General features: G+C 58.0%; 23 protein-coding genes. 6 read left to right on the top strand and 17 right to left on the bottom strand.

Translation table 11 applies throughout. The features are described from left to right. Positions 1-409: 409 nt before the first annotated feature. From BM322_RS12170 to BM322_RS12160, 3 genes are read right to left on the bottom strand one after another with little or no spacing between them, the layout of a single operon-like run. Complete coding sequence (locus tag BM322_RS12170; RefSeq protein WP_075430864.1) at positions 410-3,454, bottom strand: efflux RND transporter permease subunit; 3,045 nt, start codon at positions 3,452-3,454, stop codon at positions 410-412. After that, positions 3,451-4,545 carry an efflux RND transporter periplasmic adaptor subunit gene (locus BM322_RS12165; RefSeq protein ID WP_075430862.1) on the bottom strand — a complete coding sequence of 365 codons (1,095 nt, stop codon included), beginning with the start codon at positions 4,543-4,545 and terminating at the stop codon, positions 3,451-3,453. The genes BM322_RS12170 and BM322_RS12165 overlap by 4 nt, the downstream gene beginning before the upstream one ends. Next, positions 4,532-5,014: a MarR family winged helix-turn-helix transcriptional regulator gene (locus BM322_RS12160; protein WP_075430860.1), complete on the bottom strand. Its 483-nt coding sequence runs from the start codon at positions 5,012-5,014 to the stop codon at positions 4,532-4,534. The genes BM322_RS12165 and BM322_RS12160 overlap by 14 nt, the downstream gene beginning before the upstream one ends. A gap of 274 nt (positions 5,015-5,288) precedes the next feature. On the opposite strand from BM322_RS12160, the gene BM322_RS12155 reads away from it, so the two are divergent. From BM322_RS12155 to BM322_RS12145, 3 genes are read left to right on the top strand one after another with little or no spacing between them, the layout of a single operon-like run. Continuing rightward, positions 5,289-6,773, top strand: coding sequence for a glycosyltransferase family 39 protein (locus tag BM322_RS12155; protein ID WP_075430858.1), 1,485 nt, complete (start codon positions 5,289-5,291; stop codon positions 6,771-6,773). Further along, positions 6,773-7,747, top strand: a complete 975-nt coding sequence (locus BM322_RS12150) for a glycosyltransferase family 2 protein (RefSeq protein WP_075430868.1) — start codon at positions 6,773-6,775, stop codon at positions 7,745-7,747. Before BM322_RS12155 ends, BM322_RS12150 begins: the two co-directional genes overlap by 1 nt. After that, a complete protein-coding gene (locus BM322_RS12145) occupies positions 7,744-8,583 on the top strand; it encodes a menaquinone biosynthetic enzyme MqnA/MqnD family protein (RefSeq protein WP_075430856.1) in 840 nt (279 codons plus the stop codon). The genes BM322_RS12150 and BM322_RS12145 overlap by 4 nt, the downstream gene beginning before the upstream one ends. Before the next feature lie 79 nt (positions 8,584-8,662). Here BM322_RS12145 and BM322_RS12140 read toward each other — a convergent pair whose 3' ends face one another. The 4 genes from BM322_RS12140 to BM322_RS12125 are packed head-to-tail and all read right to left on the bottom strand — an operon-like array spanning position 8,663 to position 12,792. Continuing rightward, on the bottom strand, positions 8,663-9,451 hold the full coding sequence (locus tag BM322_RS12140) for a DmsC/YnfH family molybdoenzyme membrane anchor subunit (RefSeq protein ID WP_075430854.1): 789 nt from the start codon (positions 9,449-9,451) through the stop codon (positions 8,663-8,665). Further along, positions 9,451-10,014 carry a 4Fe-4S dicluster domain-containing protein gene (locus BM322_RS12135; RefSeq protein ID WP_075430852.1) on the bottom strand — a complete coding sequence of 188 codons (564 nt, stop codon included), beginning with the start codon at positions 10,012-10,014 and terminating at the stop codon, positions 9,451-9,453. Before BM322_RS12135 ends, BM322_RS12140 begins: the two co-directional genes overlap by 1 nt. A gap of 14 nt (positions 10,015-10,028) precedes the next feature. Beyond that, a complete protein-coding gene (locus BM322_RS12130; RefSeq protein ID WP_075430850.1) occupies positions 10,029-12,224 on the bottom strand; it encodes a molybdopterin-dependent oxidoreductase in 2,196 nt (731 codons plus the stop codon). Further along, positions 12,214-12,792, bottom strand: a complete 579-nt coding sequence (locus BM322_RS12125) for a molecular chaperone (protein ID WP_075430848.1) — start codon at positions 12,790-12,792, stop codon at positions 12,214-12,216. The genes BM322_RS12130 and BM322_RS12125 overlap by 11 nt, the downstream gene beginning before the upstream one ends. A gap of 201 nt (positions 12,793-12,993) precedes the next feature. On the opposite strand from BM322_RS12125, the gene BM322_RS12120 reads away from it, so the two are divergent. Then, positions 12,994-13,902, top strand: a complete 909-nt coding sequence (locus BM322_RS12120; protein WP_075430846.1) for an ATP-binding protein — start codon at positions 12,994-12,996, stop codon at positions 13,900-13,902. Positions 13,903-13,971: 69 nt separating this feature from the next. Here BM322_RS12120 and BM322_RS12115 read toward each other — a convergent pair whose 3' ends face one another. The 10 genes from BM322_RS12115 to BM322_RS12075 form a co-directional block, all read right to left on the bottom strand. Continuing rightward, positions 13,972-14,682, bottom strand: a complete 711-nt coding sequence (locus BM322_RS12115; RefSeq protein ID WP_075430844.1) for a hypothetical protein — start codon at positions 14,680-14,682, stop codon at positions 13,972-13,974. A gap of 30 nt (positions 14,683-14,712) precedes the next feature. Further along, positions 14,713-15,429: a hypothetical protein gene (locus BM322_RS12110; RefSeq protein WP_075430842.1), complete on the bottom strand. Its 717-nt coding sequence runs from the start codon at positions 15,427-15,429 to the stop codon at positions 14,713-14,715. 98 nt (positions 15,430-15,527) lie between these two features. Next, complete coding sequence (locus tag BM322_RS12105) at positions 15,528-16,589, bottom strand: L-threonylcarbamoyladenylate synthase (RefSeq protein WP_075430840.1); 1,062 nt, start codon at positions 16,587-16,589, stop codon at positions 15,528-15,530. A 6-nt stretch (positions 16,590-16,595) separates the two neighbouring features. Beyond that, positions 16,596-17,477 carry a peptide chain release factor N(5)-glutamine methyltransferase gene (gene prmC / locus BM322_RS12100; RefSeq protein ID WP_075430837.1) on the bottom strand — a complete coding sequence of 294 codons (882 nt, stop codon included), beginning with the start codon at positions 17,475-17,477 and terminating at the stop codon, positions 16,596-16,598. Beyond that, positions 17,477-18,544, bottom strand: coding sequence for a peptide chain release factor 1 (gene prfA, locus BM322_RS12095; protein WP_075430835.1), 1,068 nt, complete (start codon positions 18,542-18,544; stop codon positions 17,477-17,479). Before prfA ends, prmC begins: the two co-directional genes overlap by 1 nt. Next, positions 18,534-19,436 carry a DUF1385 domain-containing protein gene (locus BM322_RS12090; protein WP_075430833.1) on the bottom strand — a complete coding sequence of 301 codons (903 nt, stop codon included), beginning with the start codon at positions 19,434-19,436 and terminating at the stop codon, positions 18,534-18,536. Before BM322_RS12090 ends, prfA begins: the two co-directional genes overlap by 11 nt. 135 nt (positions 19,437-19,571) lie before the next feature. Beyond that, complete coding sequence (rpmE, locus tag BM322_RS12085) at positions 19,572-19,772, bottom strand: 50S ribosomal protein L31 (RefSeq protein ID WP_075430831.1); 201 nt, start codon at positions 19,770-19,772, stop codon at positions 19,572-19,574. 195 nt (positions 19,773-19,967) lie between these two features. Then, on the bottom strand, positions 19,968-20,402 hold the full coding sequence (locus tag BM322_RS12080; protein ID WP_075430866.1) for a Fur family transcriptional regulator: 435 nt from the start codon (positions 20,400-20,402) through the stop codon (positions 19,968-19,970). 158 nt (positions 20,403-20,560) lie between these two features. Further along, the gene (locus BM322_RS13605; protein ID WP_177220890.1) at positions 20,561-20,713 is read right to left on the bottom strand and encodes a hypothetical protein; all 153 of its coding nucleotides are present in this window, start codon (positions 20,711-20,713) and stop codon (positions 20,561-20,563) included. A gap of 81 nt (positions 20,714-20,794) precedes the next feature. Next, complete coding sequence (locus tag BM322_RS12075) at positions 20,795-21,706, bottom strand: DUF4127 family protein (RefSeq protein ID WP_075430829.1); 912 nt, start codon at positions 21,704-21,706, stop codon at positions 20,795-20,797. 147 nt (positions 21,707-21,853) lie between these two features. On the opposite strand from BM322_RS12075, the gene BM322_RS12070 reads away from it, so the two are divergent. Together BM322_RS12070 and cobT are read left to right on the top strand one after the other, a co-directional pair. Beyond that, positions 21,854-24,049 carry a Tex family protein gene (locus BM322_RS12070; protein WP_075430827.1) on the top strand — a complete coding sequence of 732 codons (2,196 nt, stop codon included), beginning with the start codon at positions 21,854-21,856 and terminating at the stop codon, positions 24,047-24,049. Continuing rightward, positions 24,046-25,965 (top strand): nicotinate-nucleotide--dimethylbenzimidazole phosphoribosyltransferase, encoded by a 1,920-nt coding sequence (gene cobT / locus BM322_RS12065; protein WP_075430825.1) that lies wholly within the window; start codon positions 24,046-24,048, stop codon positions 25,963-25,965. The genes BM322_RS12070 and cobT overlap by 4 nt, the downstream gene beginning before the upstream one ends. The last annotated feature ends 67 nt before the right edge of the window (positions 25,966-26,032 follow it).

Below are 26,032 nucleotides of genomic sequence, written 5' to 3'. Positions count from 1 at the left end.
GGCGATAGGTCACGAATTACATCGATGTGCTTGCTGCGGGAGCAACGGTTCGTGCAAATTCAGACTACCGTTGCCAAAGGGGCGAACGGGGTAGTGCTTCTTTCTGTCTGGAGCGACTGTCCTGCGCAGCAGGACTGGGCCGTAAGCGCATAACCTAGAAAGAACTATGTACGTCGCGACCTGGTGACGGGAGCAGGTAACTAAGTCCGTAGTTCTGGTTGTACGGTCCATTCAGCGGAAACAGAAAAAGTACTACCCCGTGAACCCCGAGCTGCGTACTATCGGGATTCCGTTCCGCACGCACTGACAGACAAACTGCAATTTATTTCTTGCACAACTAAAGGAGGTTCGCCGACGTCTCTTCGTCGGCGAACCTCCTCTTATGGTGTTGGGGCCTATCCAGCCCCATTTATTCTCTTTCGACCTTGTACGCCACCGCATACATCGCAGGCAGTACCAACAGGGTCAGCACCGTTGCCACCAGCAGGCCGCTGGCGATGGCCACGGCCATCGGTCCCCAGAAGGTGCTTACCATGAGCGGCAGCATGCCGAGGATGGCCGCCGCAGCCGTGAGCATGATGGGCCGGAAACGCAGGATGGCCGAATCGATGACGGCATCCCATGGGGTCTCGCCATCAGCCAGATGCTTCTGTATCTGGTCGATCAGGATGACCGAGTTGCGGATGATCATGCCGAACAAGGCCAGGATGCCGAGCTCAGCCACAAAGCCCATGGCGGAATTGGTCAACAGCATGCCCCAGGATACGCCGATGAGCCCCAGTGGTGCCGTAAGCACCGTCAGCAGCATCTGCTTGGCACTGCCGAGCTGGAACATGAGCAGCGTCATGATGATGAAGATCATGATCGGCACAGGTTTCAGCAGGAAGCCCACGCTCTCCTCACTGTCCTCCAGCGCACCAGCTGTCTCGATGCGGCAGCCGAACGGCAAGTCAGCACGCAAGTCCTTCGTTGCCTCATAGGCCTTCTGGGTGGCGTCATTGGCGGTGCCCGCATGGACATCGGCCTGGACCGTGATGGTCGGCATGAGGTTGTACCGCTCGATAAAGCCATCCTCCGCATCATAGGAGATCTTGGCCAGCTGCTCTAACGGCACATAGCCAGCCTGGCCGAGATATATCGGCAGGCTTTTCATCTTCGACAGGTCCTTGCGGTCCTCGCCGGCCAGCCGCAGCGTGATGTCTAGCGTGCGGTCGCCCGCGTAGAACTGCGCTGCCGTCGCACCTGTCACAGCCGTGTAAATCTGCTGGGATACGGACTGGCTGCTGACGCCCAGGGAGCGCAGCTTGTCCTGGTCGAGCTCTAAGTGCATGACCTTGCTCTTGTCCCCCCAGCTCATGTTGACGTTATAGTTGTTCGGGTCCTTGGCGACGATATCGGCCACCTGACGGGCAAGCTCCTTGGTCTGCTCCGTCGAATAGCCTGTCACCCGCAGCATGACCGGATAGTCAGCTGGCGGGCCGGTCTGGATGAACTGCAGCTTGGCCCGGACGTCGGAAAACTCTTCGTTGAAGGCCTGGTTGAGCTCAGCCGTCAGTTTCTCCCGCGCCGCAGTGTCTTTAGCCACCAGCACGAACTGGGCGGCGTTATCCCTGTCGGCTTTCGGGTCGATTGTCAGCACGAAGCGCGGAGCATAGCGGCCGACATAGTACGAGTAGTTGGCCAGCATATCCTGCCGCTCCTGCAGCCAGGAGGACATGCGGTCGCAGACCTCCTGCGTCGCCGCCATAGACGAGCCTTCGGGCAGCTTGAGCTCCACAAGCACCTCAGGTCTTGTCGAGGTGGGGAAGAATTCCTGCTTGATGAACTTCATCATGCCCACGGACACCAGGAACAGGACGACAGTTGCCACCAGTACCAGCTTGCGATGGTCGAGGAACCAGACCAGCACCTCGCGGAACCAGGTGTAGAAACGGCTCTGATAGGGATCGATCTTGCCATCCTCATCCTTCTTGACTTCGACGCGGATCAGATGATAGCCGAACAGCGGCGCCACCATGACCGAGACGATCCAGGAGAGCACCAGCGCCGTGCCGATGACCGGGAACAGCGCCTTGCAGAACTCACTGGCCATGCCCTGGGAAAAAGCCACTGGGATAAAACCTGCACAGGTGATCAGCGTACCTGTGAGCATCGGCTTGGCCGTAGCGCGGAACGCATAGCAAGCCGCATCGAAGCGGTTGAGCCCCAGCTCGAGCTTGACGCTCATCATCTCGACGGCGATGATCGCATCATCGACCAGCAGGCCCAGGGCAATGATCAGAGCACCAAGGGATACCTTGTGCAGGTCGATGCCGAACATATACATGATGCAGAACACGCCGCAGAGTACCAGCGGGATGCAGCCAGCAACCACCATGCCAGTGCGCACGCCCAGCGACAGGAAGCTGACTGCCAGGACGATGACGATGGCCTCGACAAGGGTCTTGACGAAGTCGTGGATCGAGTTATCGACGACCTTCGGCTGGTCAGATACCTGATGGACCTCCAGGCCCACCGGCACCTCCTGCTGGACCTTGCTGATTTCCTTGCGGAGGTTCTCGCCGAGCTGCAGGATGTTGCCGCCATCCTCCATCGATACAGCGATACCGATGGCCGGCTCGCCGTTGAAGAACATCTTCGGCTTGGCCGGATCGGCCGTCTTGCGCTCAACCTTGGCGATATCCCCGAGGCGGAACACCTTGCCATTGGCATTTATCGGCATCTCCCGGATTGCATCGACATCATCGAACACGCCGCTGACGCGCAGATAGACATTGTTGGAGTCCGTCTCGACTTCGCCCGAAGCCGTCATCTCGTTCTGGGTCTTCAGGGCATTGGCGATCACCTGGGGACTTACGCCGAGCTCGGCCAGCTTATCGCGCTGCAGCTCGACATAGACCTTCTCGGGCTGCTCGCCGATAAGCTCGACCTTCTGGACATTCGGCACACCCAGGAGCATCCGGCGCGTCTTCTCAGCGTACTGGCGCATCTCCTCATAGCTGTAGCCATCGCCCGTCACCGCATAGACCGAGCCATAGACATCATCGAAGCGGTCGTTGTAGTAGGGGCCGTATACACCTTCCGGCAGCTCCTTCTTGACATCCTCGCCGAAGTTATGGACATCGCGCCAGATGGGCCGGATCTGTTCCTTAGGTACCTCTGCTTTCAGCGTCACATAGATGACGGTCTGCCCTTCCCGGGTCTCGCTGGTCACATGGTCAAGCCCCGGGATATCCTGGAACTTCTTCTCGAGTTTGTCCGTGACCTGTTCCTGCATCTGCTCTGCCGTAGCGCCCGGCCAGGCAGCTGTGATGACCATCTGACGGATCGTGAACTGGGGGTCCTCCATGCGGCCGAGCTGGAAGTAGGCAAACAAGCCGCCGATGGCCGTCATGATGATGAAATACCAGACCAGTGCCCGGTGTTTCAACGATATTTCCGTAAGATTCGTCATGAGTCCGCCTCCGTCCGAACGGCCTGCCCTTCACGGAGCTTGTGCACACCGGCCGTGACCACGAAATCCGTGGCCTCCAGGCCGTGTACGAGGACCTGATTATCGCCGAAGCTCTCGACGGAAACCGCTTTGAGGCTGACCGTATGATCAGGTCCGACCACCCAGACCTGCGGCGTGTCGCCATCCTGGTAGATAGCCGACAGCGGCAGCAGGGCCGTACCGGCACTGCCAGCCTCAGCATCAGCCAGCTTCGGTGCAAAGGATACATTGGCCGTCATGCCAAGCTGCATGCCTGCTGGCGGCTCAGGAACCGATACGCGCACCTTATAGGTGCGGGCTGCACTGTCAGCCATCGGCGCGATTTCGCGCACCACGCCATCGGCCTTGTCGCTGAGGGCCCAGAAGCTTACCGTCACCGGCGTGCCCACCGACATCTCGGCGACCTTGTTCTCGGGGACGTTGATCTCGATTTCGAGCTCATTCGTCTGCACGAGCGTCAGCACAGTCTGACCGGCGGCCACGACCTGGCCTTCCTCGGCTGCGATCGCGGATACCACACCGTTGGCACCTGCCGTCAGATTCGTATAGCCCATGGCATTATGGCCCTGGGCCGCCTGGGCCAGCGCATTCTGATACGCAGCAAAGGCCGCATCATAGTTAGCCTGGTACTGGTCGAGGGTAGCTGCTGCCACGGCGTTTTCCTGATACAGCTGGCTGTAGCGGGAAAGGTTGCGCTGGGCGAGCTCCAGCTGAGCTCTGGCCTGAGCGACCTGGGCATCGCCCTGGTTCGACTTCTGCACGACATCGCGGCCGTCAATCGTCATGAGCACATCGCCAGCCCGCACCGAGGAGCCCACCTGCACATTGCGGCTGATGATCTGGCCCCCCACCTGGAACGACATATTGGTCTCATAGCGGCCGCGCACAGTGCCTGCATAGGAACTGTTATCGGCCAGCTTACCAGCTCCCACCTGCTGCGTCTTGACCAGCGGCGCCTTGTCCGCGGCCTTGTCCTTGCTGCCGCAGCCCGCAAACAGCATGGTCAGCATCGCCAGCAGGCAGGCCAGTGCGCTCAGCTTATAGCTTTTCATGCACTTCGCCTCCCGTAGGCAGCTTCTTGGCCAGCTCCACGATATTTGCCTCGCAGGCACGTGTCACGAGCTCATTGAAGCCGTTGAACAGCGTATGGATCTCATTGGAATTCATATCCTTGACCAGATAATCAATCCAGCCCTGGATGATGTTGCGCAGGAACTGATGCTGCTCCTTGCCGTACTCAGTCAGGAAGATATGCTTGACGCGGCGGTCGGCTGGATCCACCTCGCGGTAGATGAAGCCCTTGCCCTCCAGCAGGTTGACCGTCCGCGTGACCACAGCCTTGTCCAGGTACAGCATGCTTGCCAACTCATCCTGCTTGGCTCCTTCATGATCGAAGATACGGATCAGCATGATGTATTCGGAAAAGGTAAGATTCAGTTTCTGGCAGGCTTCCACTACAAATAATTGGGATCGGCGATGCAAGATGGAAAACCATCGCCCTACGTTCACATAATCATCCATAATCGTATTCCTCCCACTACTCTGTATTTATAATAAGGTTTGCAATGTTGTTGACTTTATCAAATAATTTTACTAGAGACACAGGAAAATGTCAATATTTCACGCTATTGTCATACAATTCCTGCCAGCTGCTTTCAGCTGATTTTCGGCAGCTGCCCGTATAATATAATGGTTGTTAATCCGCCCTTAATATAGATATACTTGCTAGATATATTAAGATTTGCTAAACTTAAGGTTCAAGAGAATACGCATTTAGGAGGTACCTGCAAATACAATGAATCAGAAAGAAATCCGTTTTTCCGTCTTGGCACTCGTCATCCTGCTGCTTGCTGGCAATGCCTGGCTGGCCATCACGGATCCGGTTGAATCAAACTATGCGTTGACCGCGCGCGAGATGCTCGAGGCCGGCGACTATATCTCACCGCGCATCTACGGCAACTACTGGTACGATAAGCCGATCTTCTTCTACTGGGAACTCATCCTCGCCTTCAAGATGTTCGGCGTCAACGAGTTCGCTGCCCGTTTCTTCCCGGCAGTCTTCGCCTTCCTCAACGTCGGCCTTGTCTACTGGTTCGCCAGGAAGCTCTATGGCGCGAAAACCGCTGCCTGCTCGGCACTCGTTTTCGCCACGACCACGGGCTTCTTCTACCTGTCGCGTGCCGTCATCACCGACATGGCCTTTGTCTTTTTCTTCAACGCCGTGCTGGTCACGTTCTATCTGGCCTATAGCAGCGGCAACCGCCGCCTCTATCTGGGCTCGTTCTTCTTTGCGGGCCTAGCCACGCTGACCAAAGGCCCGATCGGCATCCTGATGCCGGGGCTCATCCTGCTGATCTTCCTCTGCATCCGCAAGCGTCCGGGCGAGCTATTACGCATGATGTGGCTGCCAGGGCTTGCCATCTTCTGTGCCGTCGGCGGCTACTGGTACTACCAGATGTACCAGCTGCATGGCCAGGACTTCATCCTGAACTTCTTCGGCGTGCATAACTTCCTGCGCGCTACGGTGGCTGAGCATAGCCGCGACGACGTCTGGTACTACTACACGATGATTTTCCTGCTCGGGTTCTGCCCTTGGTCCTTCATCATGCTCTACCAGATCAAGAAACGCTGGCAGGATCTGCGGGAGAAAATCCGCAGCCGCAACATCAGCGAGAGCACGATCTTCCTGCTGCTCTGGGCCTTCATGGTCAATTTCCTGTTCCAGATGATGGCTACCAAGTACCTGACCTACACCCAGCCATCCTTCCTGCCGCTGGCCATCCTTGCCGGCCTCCTGCTCACAGAGCGCCTCGCCATGGTCAAGAAGGTTGCACTTGGCGCCTGGGTGCTCTATATGATCCTGACCTTTGTCGGCGCCATGCCACTCTGCGATCAACGCTCCGGCCGTCAGACGGCCGAGGCCCTCAGGGAACTCAATCCTGAGCATCACCTCGTCGTAAACTTCGGCGACTATCAGACCTCAGCCGTCTTCTACTACCACGAGAACATCGCTGACCTGGGCTGGCGCGCCGATATCGAGAAGGCCAAGCCCGGCGAGATCAGCTGGAACGCCAAGAACGTCATGCCGTTCATGGCCTATGAAGACCTGCCGGTTGGCGAGCCCATAATCGTCACGGTCCAGAATGACCGCGCCGACAACCTCAAGAAGACTTTACCGCGCGCGCAGCTGCGCACGCTGCGCACCCTCGACGCCTACAGTATCGTCGAGATGATCATCCCCGACGAAGCAGCCAAACAGAAAGGAAGCAATGACAAATGATGAGAGGCAGCAGTTTGTCTATCGTAGTGCCCGTATATAATGAATCGGACAACCTGCGTTATTTCTATGAAGCAATCTGCCAGGAAATGGCAAAGCTCGATTATGACTGGGAGCTCATCTTTGTCAACGACGGCTCCACCGACAACAGCAAGGAAATCCTGCTGGAACTCGAGAAAGAAGACAGTCATGTCCAGCCGATCTTCCTGGCCAAGAATTCTGGCCATCAGCTGGCGCTGACCTGCGGCCTTGACCACGCCGATGGCGATGCCGTCATCACGATGGATGGCGATATGCAGCATCCGCCGGCGCTGATACCGACACTCCTAGACTACTGGAATCAGGGCTATGACATCGTCCAGACCATCCGCGAGGCCACCGAGGACGCCTCCTGGCTCAAGAAATTGACCTCCGCCGGATACTACAAATTGCTCAATATCATTTCCGAGGTTCCGGTCCAGCCGGGCGGCTCTGACTTCCGCTTGATGGATCATCAGGCCGTCGTTGCCTTCCGCCACTACCGCGAGCATGCCCGCTTTATCCGCGGCATCGTCGGTGCCATGGGATTCAACCAGATCCAGGTGCACTTCACAGCGCCGCCGCGCTATGCGGGAGTCTCGAAGTTCTCGCCGAAGAAGATGCTGCGGCTGGCCGTCGACGGTGTCTTCACCTGCTCGACCTTCCCGCTGCGCATCGGCCTCTACGCCGGCATGGTCACCATGTTTGCCAGTTTCCTGCTCTTCCTGCACGTGCTCTATGAGACCTTCGTCCAGGAAGACACCGTCGCCGGCTGGCCGACCATCATGGCCTGCATCCTGTTCTTCGGCGGCATGCAGCTCTTGGTGCTCGGCCTTATCGGCGAGTACCTCGGACGCACCTATGAAGAGACGAAACGCCGGCCGCTCTATCTGTTAGAGCGCGGCAAACCATGTGATATGAAAGCACATTCGACCACAATCAAGGAGGAGAAGCTATGACTTGCCCACGAGTCGGACATATCAATTTCCTGAACGTCCTGCCACTCACCTGGAGCTATGCACACGGCGCCGATCAGGGACTCACGATTACGCGTGGCGTACCGGCAGTTCTCAACAACGATATCGTCAATCATCGGCTCGATGTCAGCAATGTCTCCTCCATCATCTATGCCCGCGACAGCGAGGAGCTCGTCGTCCTGCCGGACGTCTGCGTGAGCACCGATGGCGACGTGCAGAGCATCCTGCTCGTCTCGCGCAAGCCGATTGACGACCTCCGCGATGACAAGATCATCCTGACGGCCAAATCGGCCACCTCCCACTGCCTGCTCAAGATCATCCTGCGCGGTGCCTATGGAGCTATCCCCAATTACTACGTGCGCCATATCACGCCTGAGGATCCGATCCCTGAGGACGCGACGGCATCGCTGCTGATCGGCGACGATGCCCTCTGGCTCTACCATCATCAGCAGCCAGACCTCTACTACTACGACCTCGGCAGCGAATGGAAGAAGATGACCGGCAAGAAGATGGTCTACGCCCTCTGGGTGGCCAATCAGGAATTTGCCGAGCAGAATCCCGCGATGCTCCAGCTCGTCTACGACCGCATCCACCACGCATTCCAGCATGGCCTTGAGCACAAGCGCGAGGCCATCGAGTCGGTTCTCGCCACCAAGCCGTTCACCTATGAGCAGCTCGACGATTACCTCGGCCCCACCATCCGCTGGAATCTCACGGAGGAATACATCGACGGCCTGCGCACCTTCTATGACCTTGCGCACCAGATGAACCTCATCGAGCATATCCCTGAAATAAAGCTGGCCAACGTCCGCCGCTGATCAGAAGAATAACATGAAACGGAGGCTGTTGCACGCAAATCAGCGCGCAACAGCCTCCGTTCATTTAAGTGGTAAATCATCAAAAAGGAAACAGCGGATAGGCCAGGACGCTGCCATAGAACAGCTGACGGCCCAAAAGCTCACCCAGGACAACCAGGACCAATATCATCAGCAGGTTCCTGCCCGCTGGCTGCTGGGTCAGCTTATACAGCAGTGCCGCCGGAAGCAGCTGGCCAATCAGGCAGCGCAGCGCCAGCCAGCCGGCAGGCATCGCGAGATTGGCGCTCTGCTGGGAGGCATAAAGCACACTGACGATAAAACCTGCGATAAGCGCAAAACTCGTAAGCTTCAAGGCTGCCTGGCAGATCGTGCCTTCCTGCTCATGCACGATGTAACTGACCAACAACGGGCCTGCCGACAGCGCCGTCAAGGCGAAGAACAAGAGCGGATACGGGCTGTTCCAGGCTGGTCTTGCTGGCAGAGTATAGACCATGGCCGTAACCACGATCCCTACTACACCAAAGACAACGCCCAGCAGCCCTGCAAGGCTCCGGAAACTCTTCAGCTGCGGCAGCGCATACAGGAAAGCCAAGCCTAAGAAACCGCTCATGACGAAGATCTCGCGGCTGAGCCAGGAATGCTCCAGCCCCAACAGCGCCCGCCAACCGCCAACAGGATCTCCCAGGTGGGTGGACGCACCGCCCATGGCAAGTGCCATCAGCACCACCACGATCACAGCGATACGGTCAGCCGCCATCTCCTGGATATGGTCGTTCTTTCTCAGCAGGTACAACACCACAAAAGCTCCCACTGCCATCTGGGATAACGTAGTGAAAAATACCAGCGGCAATTCACTGAAATCAGTCATCATTTATCCCTCCAATCCTGTTTCTGCTCCAACGGCAGAATAAAGCGGGTAGACGGCTGCGTCATATCTCTTGGCGGCAATCCGGCAAGATTATCCGCATACTGGGCATTAGCCGGATCGTTGAGGTCGATGACCCGGATAGCTCCCATAGGGCAGCTGGCCACGCAGACAGGTTCCTCACCCTGCGCCATACGGTCAGCACACATTTCGCACTTCGTTACCTTGCCCAGCTCCTTGTCATAGCAGGGCACATTATAGGGACAAGCCATCGTGCAGAGCTTGCAGCCAATGCAGCGGTCATTGTCATGCCGCACCAAACCGTTTTCATCTTTCCGGTAGGCGCTGGCCGGGCAGGCCTTCAGGCAGGCAGGGTCGTCACAGTGATTGCACGCCAGCGATACTGGTGCCCGCAAGGGCTGAGCCAGATCCTTTTCCTGCATATAGTAGACCTTGCGCCAATGGACGGAAGCCTCCTGCTGATAGAAATTCTTGCAGGCATTCTCGCAGGCATTGCAGCCAATGCACAGGCTGGTATCCACCAAAAAGGCATATCTTTTTGCCATACCTCTCACTCCTCTCATGCTTTGGCCATGGCCACGAAATTATCATGGAACGCGATGCCCGGTGCTCCGGTAGCCTTCTTGCCCATATCGGCCGGCATTGATTTCAGCGTATTGTTCACATTGAAGTCCTTATCCTTCAGCCACATCTCGTAAACCACCAAAGTATCCGGGGCGGTGCCTTTCGTCAGCTTCGCTTGGAGCTTTATCTCCCCCTGCTCATTGTAGAGCCGCACCATATCGCCATGCTTGATACTGTATTTTTCTGCCGTGGCAGGATTCATCTCTACTGCCGGTTCTCCATTGATATCCATCATCCAGTCAAGATTCTGGAACTGGGAGTTGATGGAGAGCTTCCAATGCGGTGACATCAAGCGCAGCGGATATTTTTCCGGCGTGGCCATCTCTTCGGTCCAGACTGGCAGCAGTTCATGGCCTTCGCTGACAGCAGTTTCCGAAGCGAATTCGTATTTGCCCGAAGGAGTCTTGAACTTGCCATCCTGCCAGCCAATGAGGCCAGTCACCGCCTTGCGCGGGCCCTGCTTCAATTCGTCCCAGCGGCTGAGCCCGAACTGTTTCAGGAAGTCCGGCGTGAACTCGGCGGCCACCCAATCCTCCAGTTTGCCCGAAGTCGGGAAGGTGCAGCTGCCCGGTTCCAGTTCATTGAGCTTAGCTGAGAGGCCCATGGCAATCTCCAGATCGCTCTTGGCCTCATACTGCGGCTCGATAGCCGGCTCGTTGAGCGCCACCCAGTAATGCCAATAGGACACATTGAGCCCCCAGGTCTCAAAGGCAGTGGTCACCGGCAGCACGATATCACTCATTTCCACCGTAGGATTCATGAAGAGATCTGCCGTCACCACCAGGTCCATAGCCTCATAAGCTTTGCGCAGCTTCTGGGGTTCAGCCGCCTGGGTCAGCGGACTGCGGCAGGCAATCCAGAGCATCTTGATGGGCGGGTCATTGGCAGCGAGGATTTCCTGGGCCGAATCGTTGATGTTGATGATCCGGTCTTTTTCCGTGGTCGTACCTGCCGGGGCTTTCATGCCCATGACATTGTACTTGACGCCCCAGGTCTGCAGCTGCGCATACTGCGCACCGCCGCCCGATTTGCCGATATTGCCCGTCATGGCAGCCAGCGCATCGATGCTGCGGACGTTCTGGCCGCCGTTGGCATGGCGCTGCATGCCATAGCCGATCCAGATGCTGGCCGGTTTAGCCGTCCCGTATTCCTTTGCCAGCTGCTCGATGATCTCTTTCTTGACGCCGGTCTTCTCGGCCACCCACTCCAGGGTGATCTTTTCCTTCACATACTGGAAGAACTCCTCATACCCCTTGGCATTGGCCGCCAGCCAGCCGTAATCGACCAGATTATTATCGAGCAGGTACTTGGCAATTCCCAGGGCCAAAGCGCCGTCCGTACTCGGCTTGATCTGGATATACCAGTCCGCCTTGGACGCCGTCTGGGTCTGGATCGGGTCGATGACCACGATCTTGCAGCCACGCTTTTTCGCCTCCATGACGAGGTGCATGGAATGGACCGAGCACCAGGATGGATTCGCGCCCCAGATGATCATGTACTTGCTGTTTACCATATCTTCAGGGTCGTTGTTCCAGATCGTGCCAAAGTCAAAGGTCTGGGCATCGATACCTGCCGGCCAGCAGGGAGTACCCGTAGCCCGCGTAGTATGACCAATGCTCGACATCATGCCTTCGACGCAATAATTGAGCAGATTGAAGTTGCCCGAGTATTTGTCCAGGCAGATAGGCAGGGTATTGCCATATTCCTTCTTGATGGCCAGGATCTTCTTGGCGATGATGTCAAAAGCCTCGTCCCAGCTGATACGCTCCCACTTACCGCTGCCCCGCTTGGTCTGCTTCATCGGGTACTTGATGCGGTCAGGACTGTAGACGCTGCGGGTATAGGAAAATCCCTTGGCACAGAGACGTCCCCGCGTATAGGTATTGGCCTTGTTGCCCTCCACACGCTTCAGGACACCATCTTCCACCGTCGACAGGATGGAACAAGTGTCGTAACAATTCCGCGGGCAAGCGCTATGGAAAACCTTCGCATCCCCTTTGGCACCAGCTTCCTTCGCCTTGAACGGGGAACTGCCAAGATCCAGCAAGGATCCCAGTCCCAAGGCCGCCGTAGCAGCCAGACCACCTTTGATGAAGGTCCGGCGGCCAAATGCTTTCGTGTCAAATCTCATGACTTACTGCCTCCTCTTCCCTTTTCATGAATCTATCCATCACATGAGCCATTTCCCGGCAAAACGGCGCGCAGCTATGTTCTGTCACCGCCTGCAAATGGTCAAAGATCCACAATAACAAATGTTCCCGCAGGAATCGCTGATAATGCCAGGCAGCCAGAGGCCCCTGCTCCTGATCAGCATATCGCTCCATAGCGGTCAGCAGCGCGGCTGCAAAGCAGAACTCAAACTGGGCATGGTCATCGGGAATCCTGCCCTGTTCCTTCAATTCGATTCCTGCCGCTTCATAAGCAGCCCGCACTGCCAGCGTTTCTGCCTGCATGGGCAGATGCGCATCATTGCGATAACAGGATTCCAGCGGCGGCGCCAAAAGCTTCTGCGGCCCCACAAAGAGCCGGTTGTAATCATGCTCGTCCTCTTTTGCCAGGCAGGGCAAAGAGACCTCCTGCCCCTGCAGTTCTCCCAGCAGCGTTGCTGCCTCCCGGCCTGCTGCTAAATCGCCAGCATAAAACGCTGCCAATCGCTGATAGACAGCAGCCCGCCTGCCAGCTTCACGAAATAGATCCATGCGTGTCACCGCCCTTTCTGCTATCACTATTTGCCATTATTATAATATATATAAGTAACGCTTATATTGTATGATCTTACAGGTTTTCCTGCTTTGCTTATAAAAAAATACAACAGCCGGAAACCATCTATCCCGAATAAAATCCAAACCATTTGTGTTATAATGGCATCGTATACTTATTGATGAAAGGTGGCTAAAACCATGGCCAAGCGCGAAATCGACCTGAACCGCTGCCTGTTTCACTATACCAATGTAACCTGCAACCGCTGCGAAACCATTTGCCCCCAGCAGGCGATAAAAGACCGGCAAATCGACGCGGATAAGTGCGATAACTGTGGCTTATGTACGGCCATCTGCCCCACGGGCGCCATTTATAGTGACACCGACTACGACAGCTGTCTGACTGCTGTGCAGAATCTGGAGCCCCAGGTGCTGATGTGCCAGAAGACTGCTCCGGGCAGCATGCCCTGTCTCGGTGCACTGAACCGCCGCCTGCTCTGGGCACTGGCCAGCCAAAGGCCACTAGCCCTCGCGACTTCCCATTGCGCTAGCTGTAATCCCGCAGTTGCTGCGTGGCTGGAGCAGGAGATTGCCGCCTGTAATGCAGCCCTGCAAGAAGCTGGCAAAGCGCCGCTGAAACTGGTCCGAATCAAGGGCACACCGGCCCCCGCTTCCCCGGTACCCCGCCGCTCCTTCTTCCGCTCCCTCTTCACTGCCGCCAAAGAAAGCGCCAACGAGATTGCCGCCGCCCAGGTAGAGCGGCAATACGCCTTCGATCCAGTCATCTGGCTTGCCAAACAAGATCCTGCGGTAAAACCGGCCACGCTATTTCCTGGCCTCTCCCTAAAGGCCGCTTGCAACAGCTGCGGCCTCTGCACCATGCTCTGCCCGGAAAAAGCGCTCAAGCTGACAACAGCAGCGGGCAGCCCCCCGGCCAGCCTGCAGTTTTCTCCCAGCAAGTGCACCGCCTGTGGCCTCTGCGTCGGCAACTGCCCCCGGGATGTCCTGGAGCTATTGCCAGCATTCCAAGGGATAACAGACTTCCCGCTAGATGGCCCGCCACCGTCCTCCGGCTCCTCCTGCCAGGGGTTCACCCTCTCCCGCGGCTAAGATTGTTCATCATGATAAAAACCGGAGCTATCTGCTGATAGCTCCGGTTTTTACTTCCCTTGCGGGTATTCATTTCATGCGGATAACACCTGGCTGGATGATCTTCCACTGGTCATTGCGCTTCTGGAACTTGGCCGGCAGGCGGACCTGCACATCGTGGAACTCCCCTTGCTCATAGTTAGAGGCAAAGGTCTCCTTCATGCCGCCTTCCGTATGCAGCTTCTGATCATAGGGATGCAGCGGATTGGGCACGACGATATAGGCCCCTACCGCCTCAGGCACCGGCCAGGCCCAATAGGTGCTCTGCGCAACATCAGCAGCCGCAGCAAACTTCGGCATGATCTGGCCATTCTCCTGGGCAGCATGATCGATGCAGATGAAAGGCTCCAGTGCATTGGCCTGCACAAAGGTCTCACAGGCCTGCTGCGCCTTCGGCACATCCATGCTGGCAGCCAGATTATTATAGTCGACGAGAAAAGCATGCCATACCTCATGCTGCGTCTCCGCCAGCTCAGCCTCCTTCTCCAGCGCCTGCTCGGCGGACTTGGCCTCCTGCTGAGCCTGCAGGGCTGCTTCCTCAGCCGACAGCCGCGATTTCAGCACCTTGATGTCCTGTTTGAGCGAGGCGACCTCCTTCTCCAAGTCGGCAATCTTGTTGAACTGGCTGCGGCCGCTGATGATGACAGACCAGTTATACGCCACACCCACGAGCGACACGACGCTCAGCACGCCAATCAATACGATCAATACACCGGCTACAAGCGGTGGAAATAACTCCATAACTGCTGCATTCCTTTCTGCTAATCACATTCACTGTTTGCCATTCAGGCGATCCGCCAGTTCCAGGATGTTCCGGATACGCTTAGCCTCGGTGGCCGTCAACATGCGGTCATCATTGGAGCCGCCCTCAACGCCTGGCATCGTTATCTTGGCCGCCAGGACATCGGCAATCTCGCGCATGGCCTTGCCCGTCTCAGCATCCACCGGCTGATCGCACCACTCCATGATGCCGGTAGACGTCTGGGTCGTCGTCACCGGCGCCTGGGCCCGGATATGGAAGATCTCATCCTCAGTAGGCTGCAGGTCTACGCCTTGGAAGCCCATCGGCCGGCCGCCGCGATGACGCAGGATCACATGCATGACCGCCACGCCGTCTGCGCCGCGCACCAGATACGGCTGGAAGAAGATCCCATCCTCCGTCGGATCTTCATAGCGGTAATAGGTAGAACCATCTGCCTCCTTGGTGACCTTCATATCAGCGGTGAGCCCGCGGATGACCTGATCAGGCTCCTCCGCCCGGCCCATGCGCTTATCGAGCAGCTCCTGCTTCTTGCGCGCCTTTTCACGCGCGGCAGCTTCCTTGGCCTCTTTTTCCTGCAGGGCCGCCTGTTTGACCGCCTCCTGCTTATCCTTTTCCGCCTGCACGATTTCCCGTGTCTGGCTGTAATGGATAGCCATCAAAGCCCCGGCACCGCCCGCTACGGCAATTACCAGCAAGGCAACAATCACATATTTGATTTTCCCCATAGTCAGGCTCCTTTCCCATAAGCCCACTTACACTCTTCTCTTCTTTATATACGACAAAAAGGGGGGCAGTTCCTGCATTCCCCCCCGAAAATCACATCTCATGCCGGCAGCGTGCGAAAGCCGCTGGCCTTGTGCAAACGGTTCATGATGGCAAGGCCCAGCCCCTCATCAGTAGTTCCCTCGCCGAGCAGTACATCGGCCGGCTTGTCATCAAAGCTGCGCAGGGCCTCATAGATATTGGCCGCAATGGCAGGCAACTGCTGCTGATGACCATAATCAGCCATAAGCTCTGCTGGCACAATGTCGCTAAGCTCCTGCAGGACCTCATGGCTGGCGATGACCCCGACCGTATGGCCCTGAGCCTGCAAGCGCTCGATCTCCCGCCGGAAGGCCCGCGCCATGCGCGTCGGCATCCCCTCGATCAAGGTCAGCGGCGCCTTCGGTGCATAATGTGTGTACTTCATGCCCGGCGCCTTGGGCACGACCTTAGCACCGACAAGGGCCGGGTCAAGATTGACATGATCTTCCCCCAGGAGCTCTGTCAGCATCTCCCGCGTCACGGCACCGGGACGGAGGATCACAGCCTTGTCGCCCGTGCAGTCGACGATTGTCGACTCAACGCCAAAGCGGCAGGGGCCGCCGTCGAGGATCAGCGGGATGCGCCCCGCCATATCCCCGGCCACAGCCTCAGCCGTCGTCGGGCTCGGGCGCCCCGATATGTTGGCGGACGGTGCGGCTATCGGCACGCCGGCTGCCTTTATCATGGCCCGCGCCACATCGTCCTCAGGCATGCGGATGCCCACCGTATCGAGGCCGCCCGTGATACGGTCGGGCACGATGCTGCGGCGCCGCAGGATCAAGGTGATGGGTCCTGGGCAGAAGGCCGCCATAAGCTTTTCGGCTAAGGCGGGAACCTTTGCCGCCACCTGGTCGACCATCGAGCGGTTCGCCACATGCAGGATCAGCGGATTGTCTGAGGGACGTCCCTTGGCATCGTAAATCCTTGCACAGGCCTCACCATCAAGGCCATTGGCCCCCAGCCCGTAGACCGTCTCCGTCGGAAACGCCACGAGCCCGCCCTGCCGCAGGATCTCGCCTGCGTGCTGCAGCTCATCACGCTGAGCCTTCACATCATCTATCTTGACTATCTTCGTATCCAAAATGCTTCATCTCTCTTTTTTCCATGCCACGACCACCCGGTCGATGCCTGCGTAATCCTTGATGATCTCTGTCCTCGCGATCAGCGGATTTGCCACCGCCAGGGCCGCTACGTCTTGAGCCTGATGGATGCCGACCTCAAAGGCCATGAAGCCGCCCTCCTCCAGCAGCGCCGGTGCCTCGTCGCAGAGGCGCCGGTAAAAATCAAGCCCATCCTTGCCGCCTGCCAGCGCCGTCATCGGCTCCTTGCAGCGGACTTCCGGCGCCAGGCCCGGGATATCCGCCTCGGGAATATACGGCGGATTGGAGAGGATTGCCGCATACTTGTTTTCCTTGATTGGGGCCAGCAGATCGCCTGTATGGAAGGCGATGCGGTCCGTGAGCCCTAGGGAGTCGGCGTTTTCCTCGGCAACAGCGCGCGCCGCCGAACTGATATCGACAGTATCCGCTGTAGATCCCGGCGTGAAGTTCAGCACCGACAGGCAGATGGCCCCTGTCCCCGTGCCGATATCGGCAAAGCGCAGGGAATCTTTTTCCATGCCCTTCAGCCGCTCGACTGCCGCCTGCACGAGGATCTCCGTGTCCGGGCGCGGAACCAGCGTATCAGGCGTCACCTTGAAGGTCAGCCCCATGAACTCCTTCTTGCCAAGGATGTAAGCCACTGGCACATGGTTCACGCGCTGTTTCACCATCTCCCGATAGGCGGCCAGTTCTTCAGCCTGCAACGGCTCATCGAAATGCACATAGAGATAGATGCGCTGCTTATCGAGCAGATGGGAAAGCAGTACCTCCGCATCAAGGCGCGGAGATTCCACGCCCTTCTGCTCAAAGTACTGCTCTGTCCATTTGAGTATCCTGCCGATGGTCCATATCTGATTGCTGTCTGCCATTACTTCACCTGTTTCAGCCGCTCAGCCTGGTCAGCCGTGATGAGCGCATTCAGGATCTCATCAAGGTCGCCGCCGAGCACGGCATCGATCTTATGCAGGGTCAAGCCGATGCGATGGTCGGTCACACGGCCCTGCGGGAAATTATACGTGCGGATGCGCTCGCTGCGGTCGCCCGAGCCTACCTGGCTGCGGCGGTCTGCCGCCACGGCATCCTCCTGCTGCTGGCGCGCCTGGTCAAGGATGCGCGCGCGCAGCACCTTCATCGCCTTCTCCTTGTTCTTGAGCTGGGATTTCTCGTCCTGGCACTGCACGACGATGCCCGTCGGCAGATGCGTGATGCGGATGGCCGTCTCCGTACGGTTTACGTACTGGCCGCCCGCTCCCGAGGCACAGTAGGTATCGATGCGCAGGTCGTTCGGATTGATATCGACCTCGACATCCTCTACCTCAGGCAGCACAGCCACCGTGACCGCCGACGTATGGATGCGGCCTCCCGACTCAGTGACCGGCACGCGCTGCACACGATGGGTGCCACTCTCATACTTGAGGCGGCTGTACGCCCCAAAGCCCGTGACCATGAACGAGACTTCCTTGAAACCGCCGATCTCGGTGGCATTCGCATCAATGAGCTCCGTGCGCCAGCCCTGTTTCTCGGCATAGCGCGAATACATGCGGAAAAGGTCGCCGGCAAACAGCGCCGCCTCCTCACCGCCAACGCCGCCGCGGATCTCGACGATGACATTCTTGTCATCGTTCGGGTCTTTGGGCAGCAGCAGGATTGGCAGCTCCTGATCGAGAATCTCCTTCTGCGCAGTCAGCTCAGCCAGCTCCTCTTCGACCAGCTTGCGCATCTCATCATCCAGCGGCTCGTCGAACATCGCCTTGGCCTCGGCAATGCCCGTGACAACACGCTTGTATTCCCGGAACTTCTCGACCACAGGGGTCAGGCTCGCATGCTCCTTGCTATAGCGCTGCCATTTATCGATGTCCTGTATCGTATCCGGGTCGCTGATCAGCGACTCGAGCTCTAAGTATTTATCCTCAACAGCCTGAAGTTTACTCAGCACAACATTCTCCCTCTACTCTGATATATTCCCCAGTTCCCTCGACTATCTCCGTCTCGGGCAGCACGGCCTTCAACGACTCGATGGCCACCTCCACCATCTCGTCTTCCGGCGGCCGCGTCGTCAGATACTGCAGCCAGAGACCTGGCTTGATGGCCGTCTGGATGACAACATTCTGGCTGCGTCCCGCCAGGCGGATGATCTCATAGGAGATACCAGCCACCACCGGCAGCAGCAGGATGCGGCTGGCGATGCGCTCGGCCAGGGACGGCCAGCCCAGGAATGCAAACACGAAAATCGACACGAGCATGACGATCAGCAGGAAATTCGTGCCGCAGCGCGGATGCAGCCGCGAAAACTGCTGCACGTTCTCGACGGTAAGCGGCAGGCCAGCTTCATAGCAATGGATGGTCTTATGCTCAGCGCCGTGGTACTGGAACACTCGGCGGATATCCTTCATGCGCGAAATACCCCAGATATACAGCAGGAAGATTGCCAGCCGCAGGAAGCCTTCCATGAGGTTCAGGAAAAAGGGATCCTCGGTGATGTCGTGGAAAAGCTTGGCCGCCCCCGTCGGGATGGCAATGAACAGGATGCTGGCCAGCACCAGCGCAAACACGATGGTACCTGCCATTTCCCTGTCGGTCAGTTTCTCGTCTTCGTCACCGGCCATCTGGGCCGAATACGACAACGATTTCATGCCGATGACCAGCGACTCGATAAGCGAGACTGAACCGCGCAGCATCGGCCGTTTGAGTATCGGGAACCGCTCTGTGATCGAGTGGACGGGATTCACGTCCACCTGGATCTTGCCGTTAGGATCACGAACAGCCGTTGCTGTAAGCTTCGGCCCGCGCATCATGACACCTTCGATGACGGCCTGGCCGCCAACCATTAATCTATCACTCAATGGTACTTCCTCCTTTTTTCGGGAATACCGATTATTTCAATATTATGAATTGCCTCATAGTCGCCGCATAATAAAATAAAGCAGAACAGATTGCTCTGCTCTGCTTTACCGTTCGTGCGATTATTTCTTGGCCAGACGCTTGTTGAACTTCTCGATACGACCGCCTGCCTGTACGTCACGCTGACGACCCGTGAAGAACGGATGGCATTTGGAGCAAACATCGACGCGAAGCTCCTGAACCGTGGAACCCGTCGTGAACGTGTTGCCGCAGCCGCAAGTTACCTTAGCCTCGAAGTATTCCGGATGGATACCCTGTTTCATTCTATTACACCTCGCTTTCACCCCAAGAAACTGGGAATTGATACAAGCAAGCTATGCGCAAGCTTGGTTTAGACCTAGCTCCCCATCGGGGTAAAGCCAGTCAAGTTTTTGACCTGGAACCAGACGTCAGTACGTCCAGTACTGGAATATTATATCACGCGGGAACGGCTGATGCAAGGAAAAATCCGCAGATAATCAGTGTTTCCTGGCATGCTGGCAGGCAGGGCAGACACCAAAGAAGTAGAGCTGATGCGCCGTGATATCATATCCAGTGGCCGCTGCGGCCTGCTGCTCGACGCCTGCCGCATCCAGATTGCCCATGATGTCATCGACACGGCCGCAGCAGGTGCAGCGCACATGCGGATGGGGGCTCGTATTGGCATCGTAGCGGAATGCGTCCTCCCCCACGTTGAGCTCCTGGGCAAGGCCAACTTCACAGAGGATGGACAGTGCCTTGTAGACCGTCGCCAGACTCATGGTCGGATAGTAGGGCTGCAATTCCTGGTAAAGGGTCTCGGCGTTGGGATGAGCCGTCGTATGGGCCAGCGCGCTGTAAACGGCCAGCCGCTGCGGCGTGACCTTGAATCCCCGCTCGCGCAGCAGCGCCGTGACTTCCTTCGGTTTGAGCATTGCTTTCATGATTATATCCTTTCTTGCTCATGAAATAACAAATAATCATTATCCATTTGTAGTAATTTTACTCTATTTTTCGCCTAGCTGTCAATAGCCGCCGTCACGAAGGCACAAAAAAGAGCTGCTGGCTCAGCAGCAGCTCTCCGCTCTTTGTATCAAGCGACTTCCGTTGTCTTCTTGTCCTCAGCCTGACTGCCTGCAGCAGGAGCTGCATGACGCATCAACCATTGCGCGCGGCGCGTCTGCACCTTGCGCTCATAACAGATGCAATCGTGATTCCAGTTGATGCTCTTCCTTGTTTTTCTCATTTCAAGACCCTCCCCTGGTGAACAATATAACGTATAAATCCCTGAAAATATCAAAGTCTTTTCAACTTTGGAGTTATTTTATCATGTTTCAAAGGCATTGTCACCATAAAAATAAGTAATGGAATCCTGCCTCAAAATAACGTCATGGCGTACCCGGCCAAGCAGCAATCCCCCCAGACCATCACTGCCAGAAAGCAGCTGGAACTGCGTCTCCGGCAGCCCCTGTGCATACGCCGTAAGGATGCGTCCCTCGCGGTTTGTCTGTGACAGCGGCGCGTCCTCCTCCTTGCCGATCAGGACACAGCGGAATATCCCCCTGCGGGTGAAATCGATCAGACGGCGATTGACGGACAGGTTCTTATCGCGGCGAGCCTGCCAATCCTGCCAGATATCTGGCGGAACTGCCTGGATATGACGGCCGAGGGCCACCTGTTCCGCTGCGGTCAGCCCCTGCAGCTCCCGCTTGTCCGCCAGCGCTGCCGCCGCGAAGATATCCGCCCCATACTCCCGGTAATAGGCAGGCTCCCCCCTGCCAGCCTGCTTCCCGCTCCGCGGCATCCGCAGCAGCGAGCTGTACACATAGAAGCTGGTCTCGGGATGCTGCTCATGGAGCACCTCGAACTGTTCAGCCCGCTGGGCCAGCAGCGCCTCTGCCAGCTCATGCTTGCGCGAGCGATCGAGTCCGCCATATATCATGGCATCTGCCGAAACCATTGCGGCCTCCGCACCGCAGATGTTCGCGCGCATCCAGGCCCAAAGCTTATCGGGCTGGCCAGGCTTGCCCCCACCGCCGCTCAACAGCTCTGCCGGCGGCATGACCACCTCATAGCCAAGGGCGCGGCAGGCTGCCTCCATCTCCACACCTGCCGCGGCCCCATCATCCTGAGGAACGAACAGCAGCCTTCCTCTAGCTGCCGCCAGCGCCTCCTCCGCAAGCCAGGAACAGAGCACCACAGTCACTATCAAGGCTGCCAACATCAATACCTTTTTCATAAGACCACCTCTTCAGTTCCACGGTCTTTCGATTCCTATGTGATTTGCTGTTTAATTCGACAGGCACACGCGAAAAACCTGCCGCCGGAATCCGTGTTATTTATGATATAATGAAGACACTAATGCAAGAAAGCTGGTGCATCCTATATGCTTACAAACGATATCAGCGCGGTCATCGCGAAAGAATTGAACGTCCGCCCGAAACAGGTCACGGCAGCTATCGAGCTGCTGGACGGCGGCAACACGGTACCCTTCATCGCCCGCTACCGCAAGGAAGCCACAGGCTCCCTTGAAGACGAGCAGCTGCGCCTGCTCGAGGAGCGTCTTACCTACCTGCGCAATCTCGTCAAACGCCAGGAGGAAATCCTCGGCAAGATCGAAGAACAGGGCAAGCTCACCGACGAGCTGCGCGCCGCCATCGAGAAGACCACGAAACTGCAGGACCTCGAAGACCTCTATCTCCCGTACAAGCAGAAAAAGCGCACGCGCGCCCAGATGGCCCGCGAGGCCGGCCTTGAGCCGCTGGCGGCTGCCATGATGCTGCAGGCCCAGACCAAGGGCAGTGCCCTTGCTGAGGCCGCCAACTTCATCGATGAGGAAAAGGGCATCGCCACAGCCGAGGACGCACTGGCAGGCGCCATGGACATCGTGGCCGAGACCACCATGGAGGATGCGGCCCTGCGCAAGAAGATGCGCACGCGGCTCTGGAACATGGCGGTGCTCACGACGAGCCTTGCCGACGATGCCGCCGAAGAAGACAAGCAGGTACTCGAGATGTATGCCGAATACCGCGAACCTGTCCATACACTGCCATCCCACCGCATCCTCGCCATCAACCGCGGCGAGAAGAAGGGCGCCCTCAAGGTGAAACTTGAAGCCGACCACGAAGAAAACTGCCGCCGCATCTATCAGGGCCTCCACCGCCAGCCCTCGATCTGGGACGAGAGCTTGCAAGCCGCCATCGATGACGGCTACAAGCGCCTGCTGCTGCCGGCGCTTGAGCGCGAGATCCGCAGCCTGCTCACCGAGGACGCCGAAACGCAGGCCATCAAGGTATTCGGCGCGAACCTGCGCCAGCTGCTGCTCCAAGCCCCGCTGGCCGGCCACACGGTCATGGGGCTCGACCCTGGCTACCGCAACGGCTGCAAGATGGCCGTCGTCGACGCCACGGGCCAGGTACTCGACTACGGCGTACTGCAGATCACCCAGAGCGAACGCGCCAAGGAGGCGGCCGCTAAGACCGTACTGGCTTCCATCAAGAAACACCATGTCACGCTGATCTCAATCGGCAATGGCACGGCCTCCTATGAGACGGAGCAGTTTGCCGCCGAGCTCATCCGTGTCAATGACCTCAGCGATGTCCACTATATCATCGCCAACGAGGCCGGCGCCTCGGTCTACTCGGCTTCGGCACTGGCCAAGGAGGAGCTGCCCGAGTACGACGTCGTCATCCGCGGCGCCGTCTCCATTGCCCGCCGCGTCCAGGACCCGCTGGCCGAGCTTGTCAAGATCGATCCGAAGGCCATCGGCGTCGGCCAGTATCAGCATGACGTCAACCAGAAGGAACTCACCCATACCCTCGATGCCACGATCGAGAGCACCGTCAACCATGTGGGCGTCGACCTCAACACAGCCTCTACGGCACTGCTCAAGCATATCGCCGGTATCAACGCGACGATTGCCAAGAACATCGTCGCCTTCCGCAACGAGAATGGCGTCTTCACGAACCGCCGCCAGCTCCTCAAGGTCCCGCGCCTTGGCCCGGCAGCCTTCACGCAGTGCGCAGGCTTCCTGCGCATTGCCGGCGGCAAGTCCCCGCTTGACAACACGCCGGTCCATCCGGAATCTTATAAACTTGCCGAGGAAATCCTCGCCAAGCTCGGCTTTACTTTAAGCGACCTGACTGACAAGGACCAGCTCGCCCTGCTTGCCGCCAAGAGCAGGCTCGTCGACATTGCCAAGCTCGCCAAGGAGCTCAATGCCGGCGAACCCACGGTCAAGGATATCCTCGCGGCCCTCGTCAAGCCAGGCCGCGACCCTCGCGAAGACCTGCCGGCACCGCTGACGCGCCAGGCCATCGTCAAGCTGTCGGATATCCAGCCCGGCACAATCATGCGCGGCACAGTCCGCAACATCACCGACTTCGGCGCCTTCGTCGACATCGGCCTGCATCAGGATGGCCTGATTCACATCTCCGAGCTATCCAAGAAGCGCGTCAAGCATCCGCTCGATGTGCTCTCCATCGGCGACGTACTCACGGTCATGGTCATCAGCATCGATGAGAAGCGCAACCGCATCGGCCTGTCCCTCAAACAGGTGCCAAAGGAGGCCCAGATCGTATGAGCCTGCTCGAATCAACCCTTGGCGCCATCGTGCCAGCGAATCGCGAAACCGCTGCGGCGGCAGCATCCCGGCTCGCCCAGGTACTCGAAGGCGATGACTCAGCCCTAGGCCGCCTACGCGGCCTGCTGCTGCGCTATCTTGCCATTACTGGCGAGCGTCATCCGCAGTCCCCCGAGAAATGCACCGTGATTTGCTGTGCCGATCACGGTGTCGCCGCTGAAGGTGTCAGCGCCTACCCTCCCGAAACGACTGTGCAGATGACACGCAACTACCTGATCAGCCGTGGCGGCGCGGCCAACGCCTTTGCCGACTACTGCAGCGCCGAACTCCTTGTCGTCGATATGGGCATCGCCGCGGATACCAGCGATATCCCTGATCTCATCGATGCCCGTATCGCCAATGGCACGGCAAATATGGCCCAAGGCCCGGCCATGACCCGCGATCAGGCCCGCCAGGCCGTCGAAACCGGTATCGACATCGCTAATCAAGTCATCAACGAGGGCTTCGACTGCATCCTGCCCGGCGAGATGGGCATTGCCAACACCACGGCCAGCGCAGCCATCACGGCGGTCTGCTGCGGCCTAAGCGCCGAGGCGGTTACCGGCCGGGGCACGAATATCTCCGACGAGCGCCTGCGGAAAAAGACAACTATCGTCCAGAAATCTCTTGATATCAATCAGCCTGACGAGAGCGACGGTCTTGACATCCTCGCCAAGGTCGGCGGCTTTGAGCTCGGCGCCATTGCCGGGCTGATCCTTGGCGCAGCCGCTCGCCAGCGCACAATCATCCTCGACGGCGCCAACACGGCAGCCGCGGCCTTGATTGCCCAGCGGCTTGCCCCTGACTGCGTGGACTACCTGCTCGCGTCCCATCAGGGGGCAGAAAAGTCCCATGCTCATAGCCTCCAGAAACTTGGCCTCGAGCCACTGATGGATCTTGACCTGAAGCTTGGCGAGGCCTGCGGCTCCAGCTTGCTGGCCAATATGCTCGACGCGGCCCTCACGGCCTGGGATGTCCTCGACAAGCTGCCGCAAGATCCCATCGAGACGCCTTTCCATCACGAATACATGCGCTATGCCACGCCCAAGATCACCGATAAGACCTTCGACTTCTATCTGCGCACGATGCAGGATCTCGACCACCAGTCGATGGAGCTCTGCCAGCAGCGCATCGACAATCTGGCTAAGCCTATCTACAGCCTTGGCTATCTTGAGCAGATTGCCGTGGAGCTGGCAGGCATCATCGGCGACGAACTGCCAGAATGCGGCATGGACAGGGCCTTGCTGGTCTTTACCGGGCGCCATACGAGCCCGCTGCAGTCACAGATCACGGCGGCTTTTGCGACCCATGCCGGTGCGGAAGTCACCCTGGGCCATCTGCGCGAGGGACTGCCACCGACAGCAGCCTTCGACTTCGGCCGCGAGCATGCCGAGCTGCTCTCGCTGTCCTATCCGCTGCTCGGCCTTGCGCTGACCGAGATGGACGAAGATGCCCCCTTTGGCACAGCAGCAGGTGAGCTGCGCGCCGCATTGCTGAAGGAAGACGGCAGCCTGCGCTACGCTGCCGATGAGTTCCTGTCCAAAACACCCGAGACCTATCAGCCTGCAGTCAGCGCCATCATCGGTGCGATAATCGCGGCCGCGCATAACAGCAGCTTCATCCTGCTCGATGACGAGGCCACTGAGATCATCGCCCGCTATACGGAACTGCTCTGTCCTGCCGTGCGCCCCTATATCCTGCACGTCCAGCCCGCCTTGCTGCAGGCGGACATCACACTGCCCGGCGGCATCATCGCCAGCCTGGGCCTTGACATCACTGAGGCTGCCCTGCACATGCTGAACGGCATGCGCACTTTTGCTGAGACAAAGGTCGCCGTCGCCAGCGACGGCCCCGGCGCCGGCCGTCAGCTGCAATAACGCTCAAAACAAAAACGTCCACAAGGGCAATGCCCTTATGGACGTTTTTTTATCATATCTGTTAAAT

This window comes from Selenomonas sp. GACV-9, assembly GCA_900116485.1.
Lineage (GTDB): Bacteria > Bacillota > Negativicutes > Selenomonadales > Selenomonadaceae > Selenomonas_A > Selenomonas_A ruminantium_G.
The sequence above is the reverse complement of the archived record's forward strand: the minus strand, read 5'-3'. Positions and strand labels throughout refer to the sequence as shown.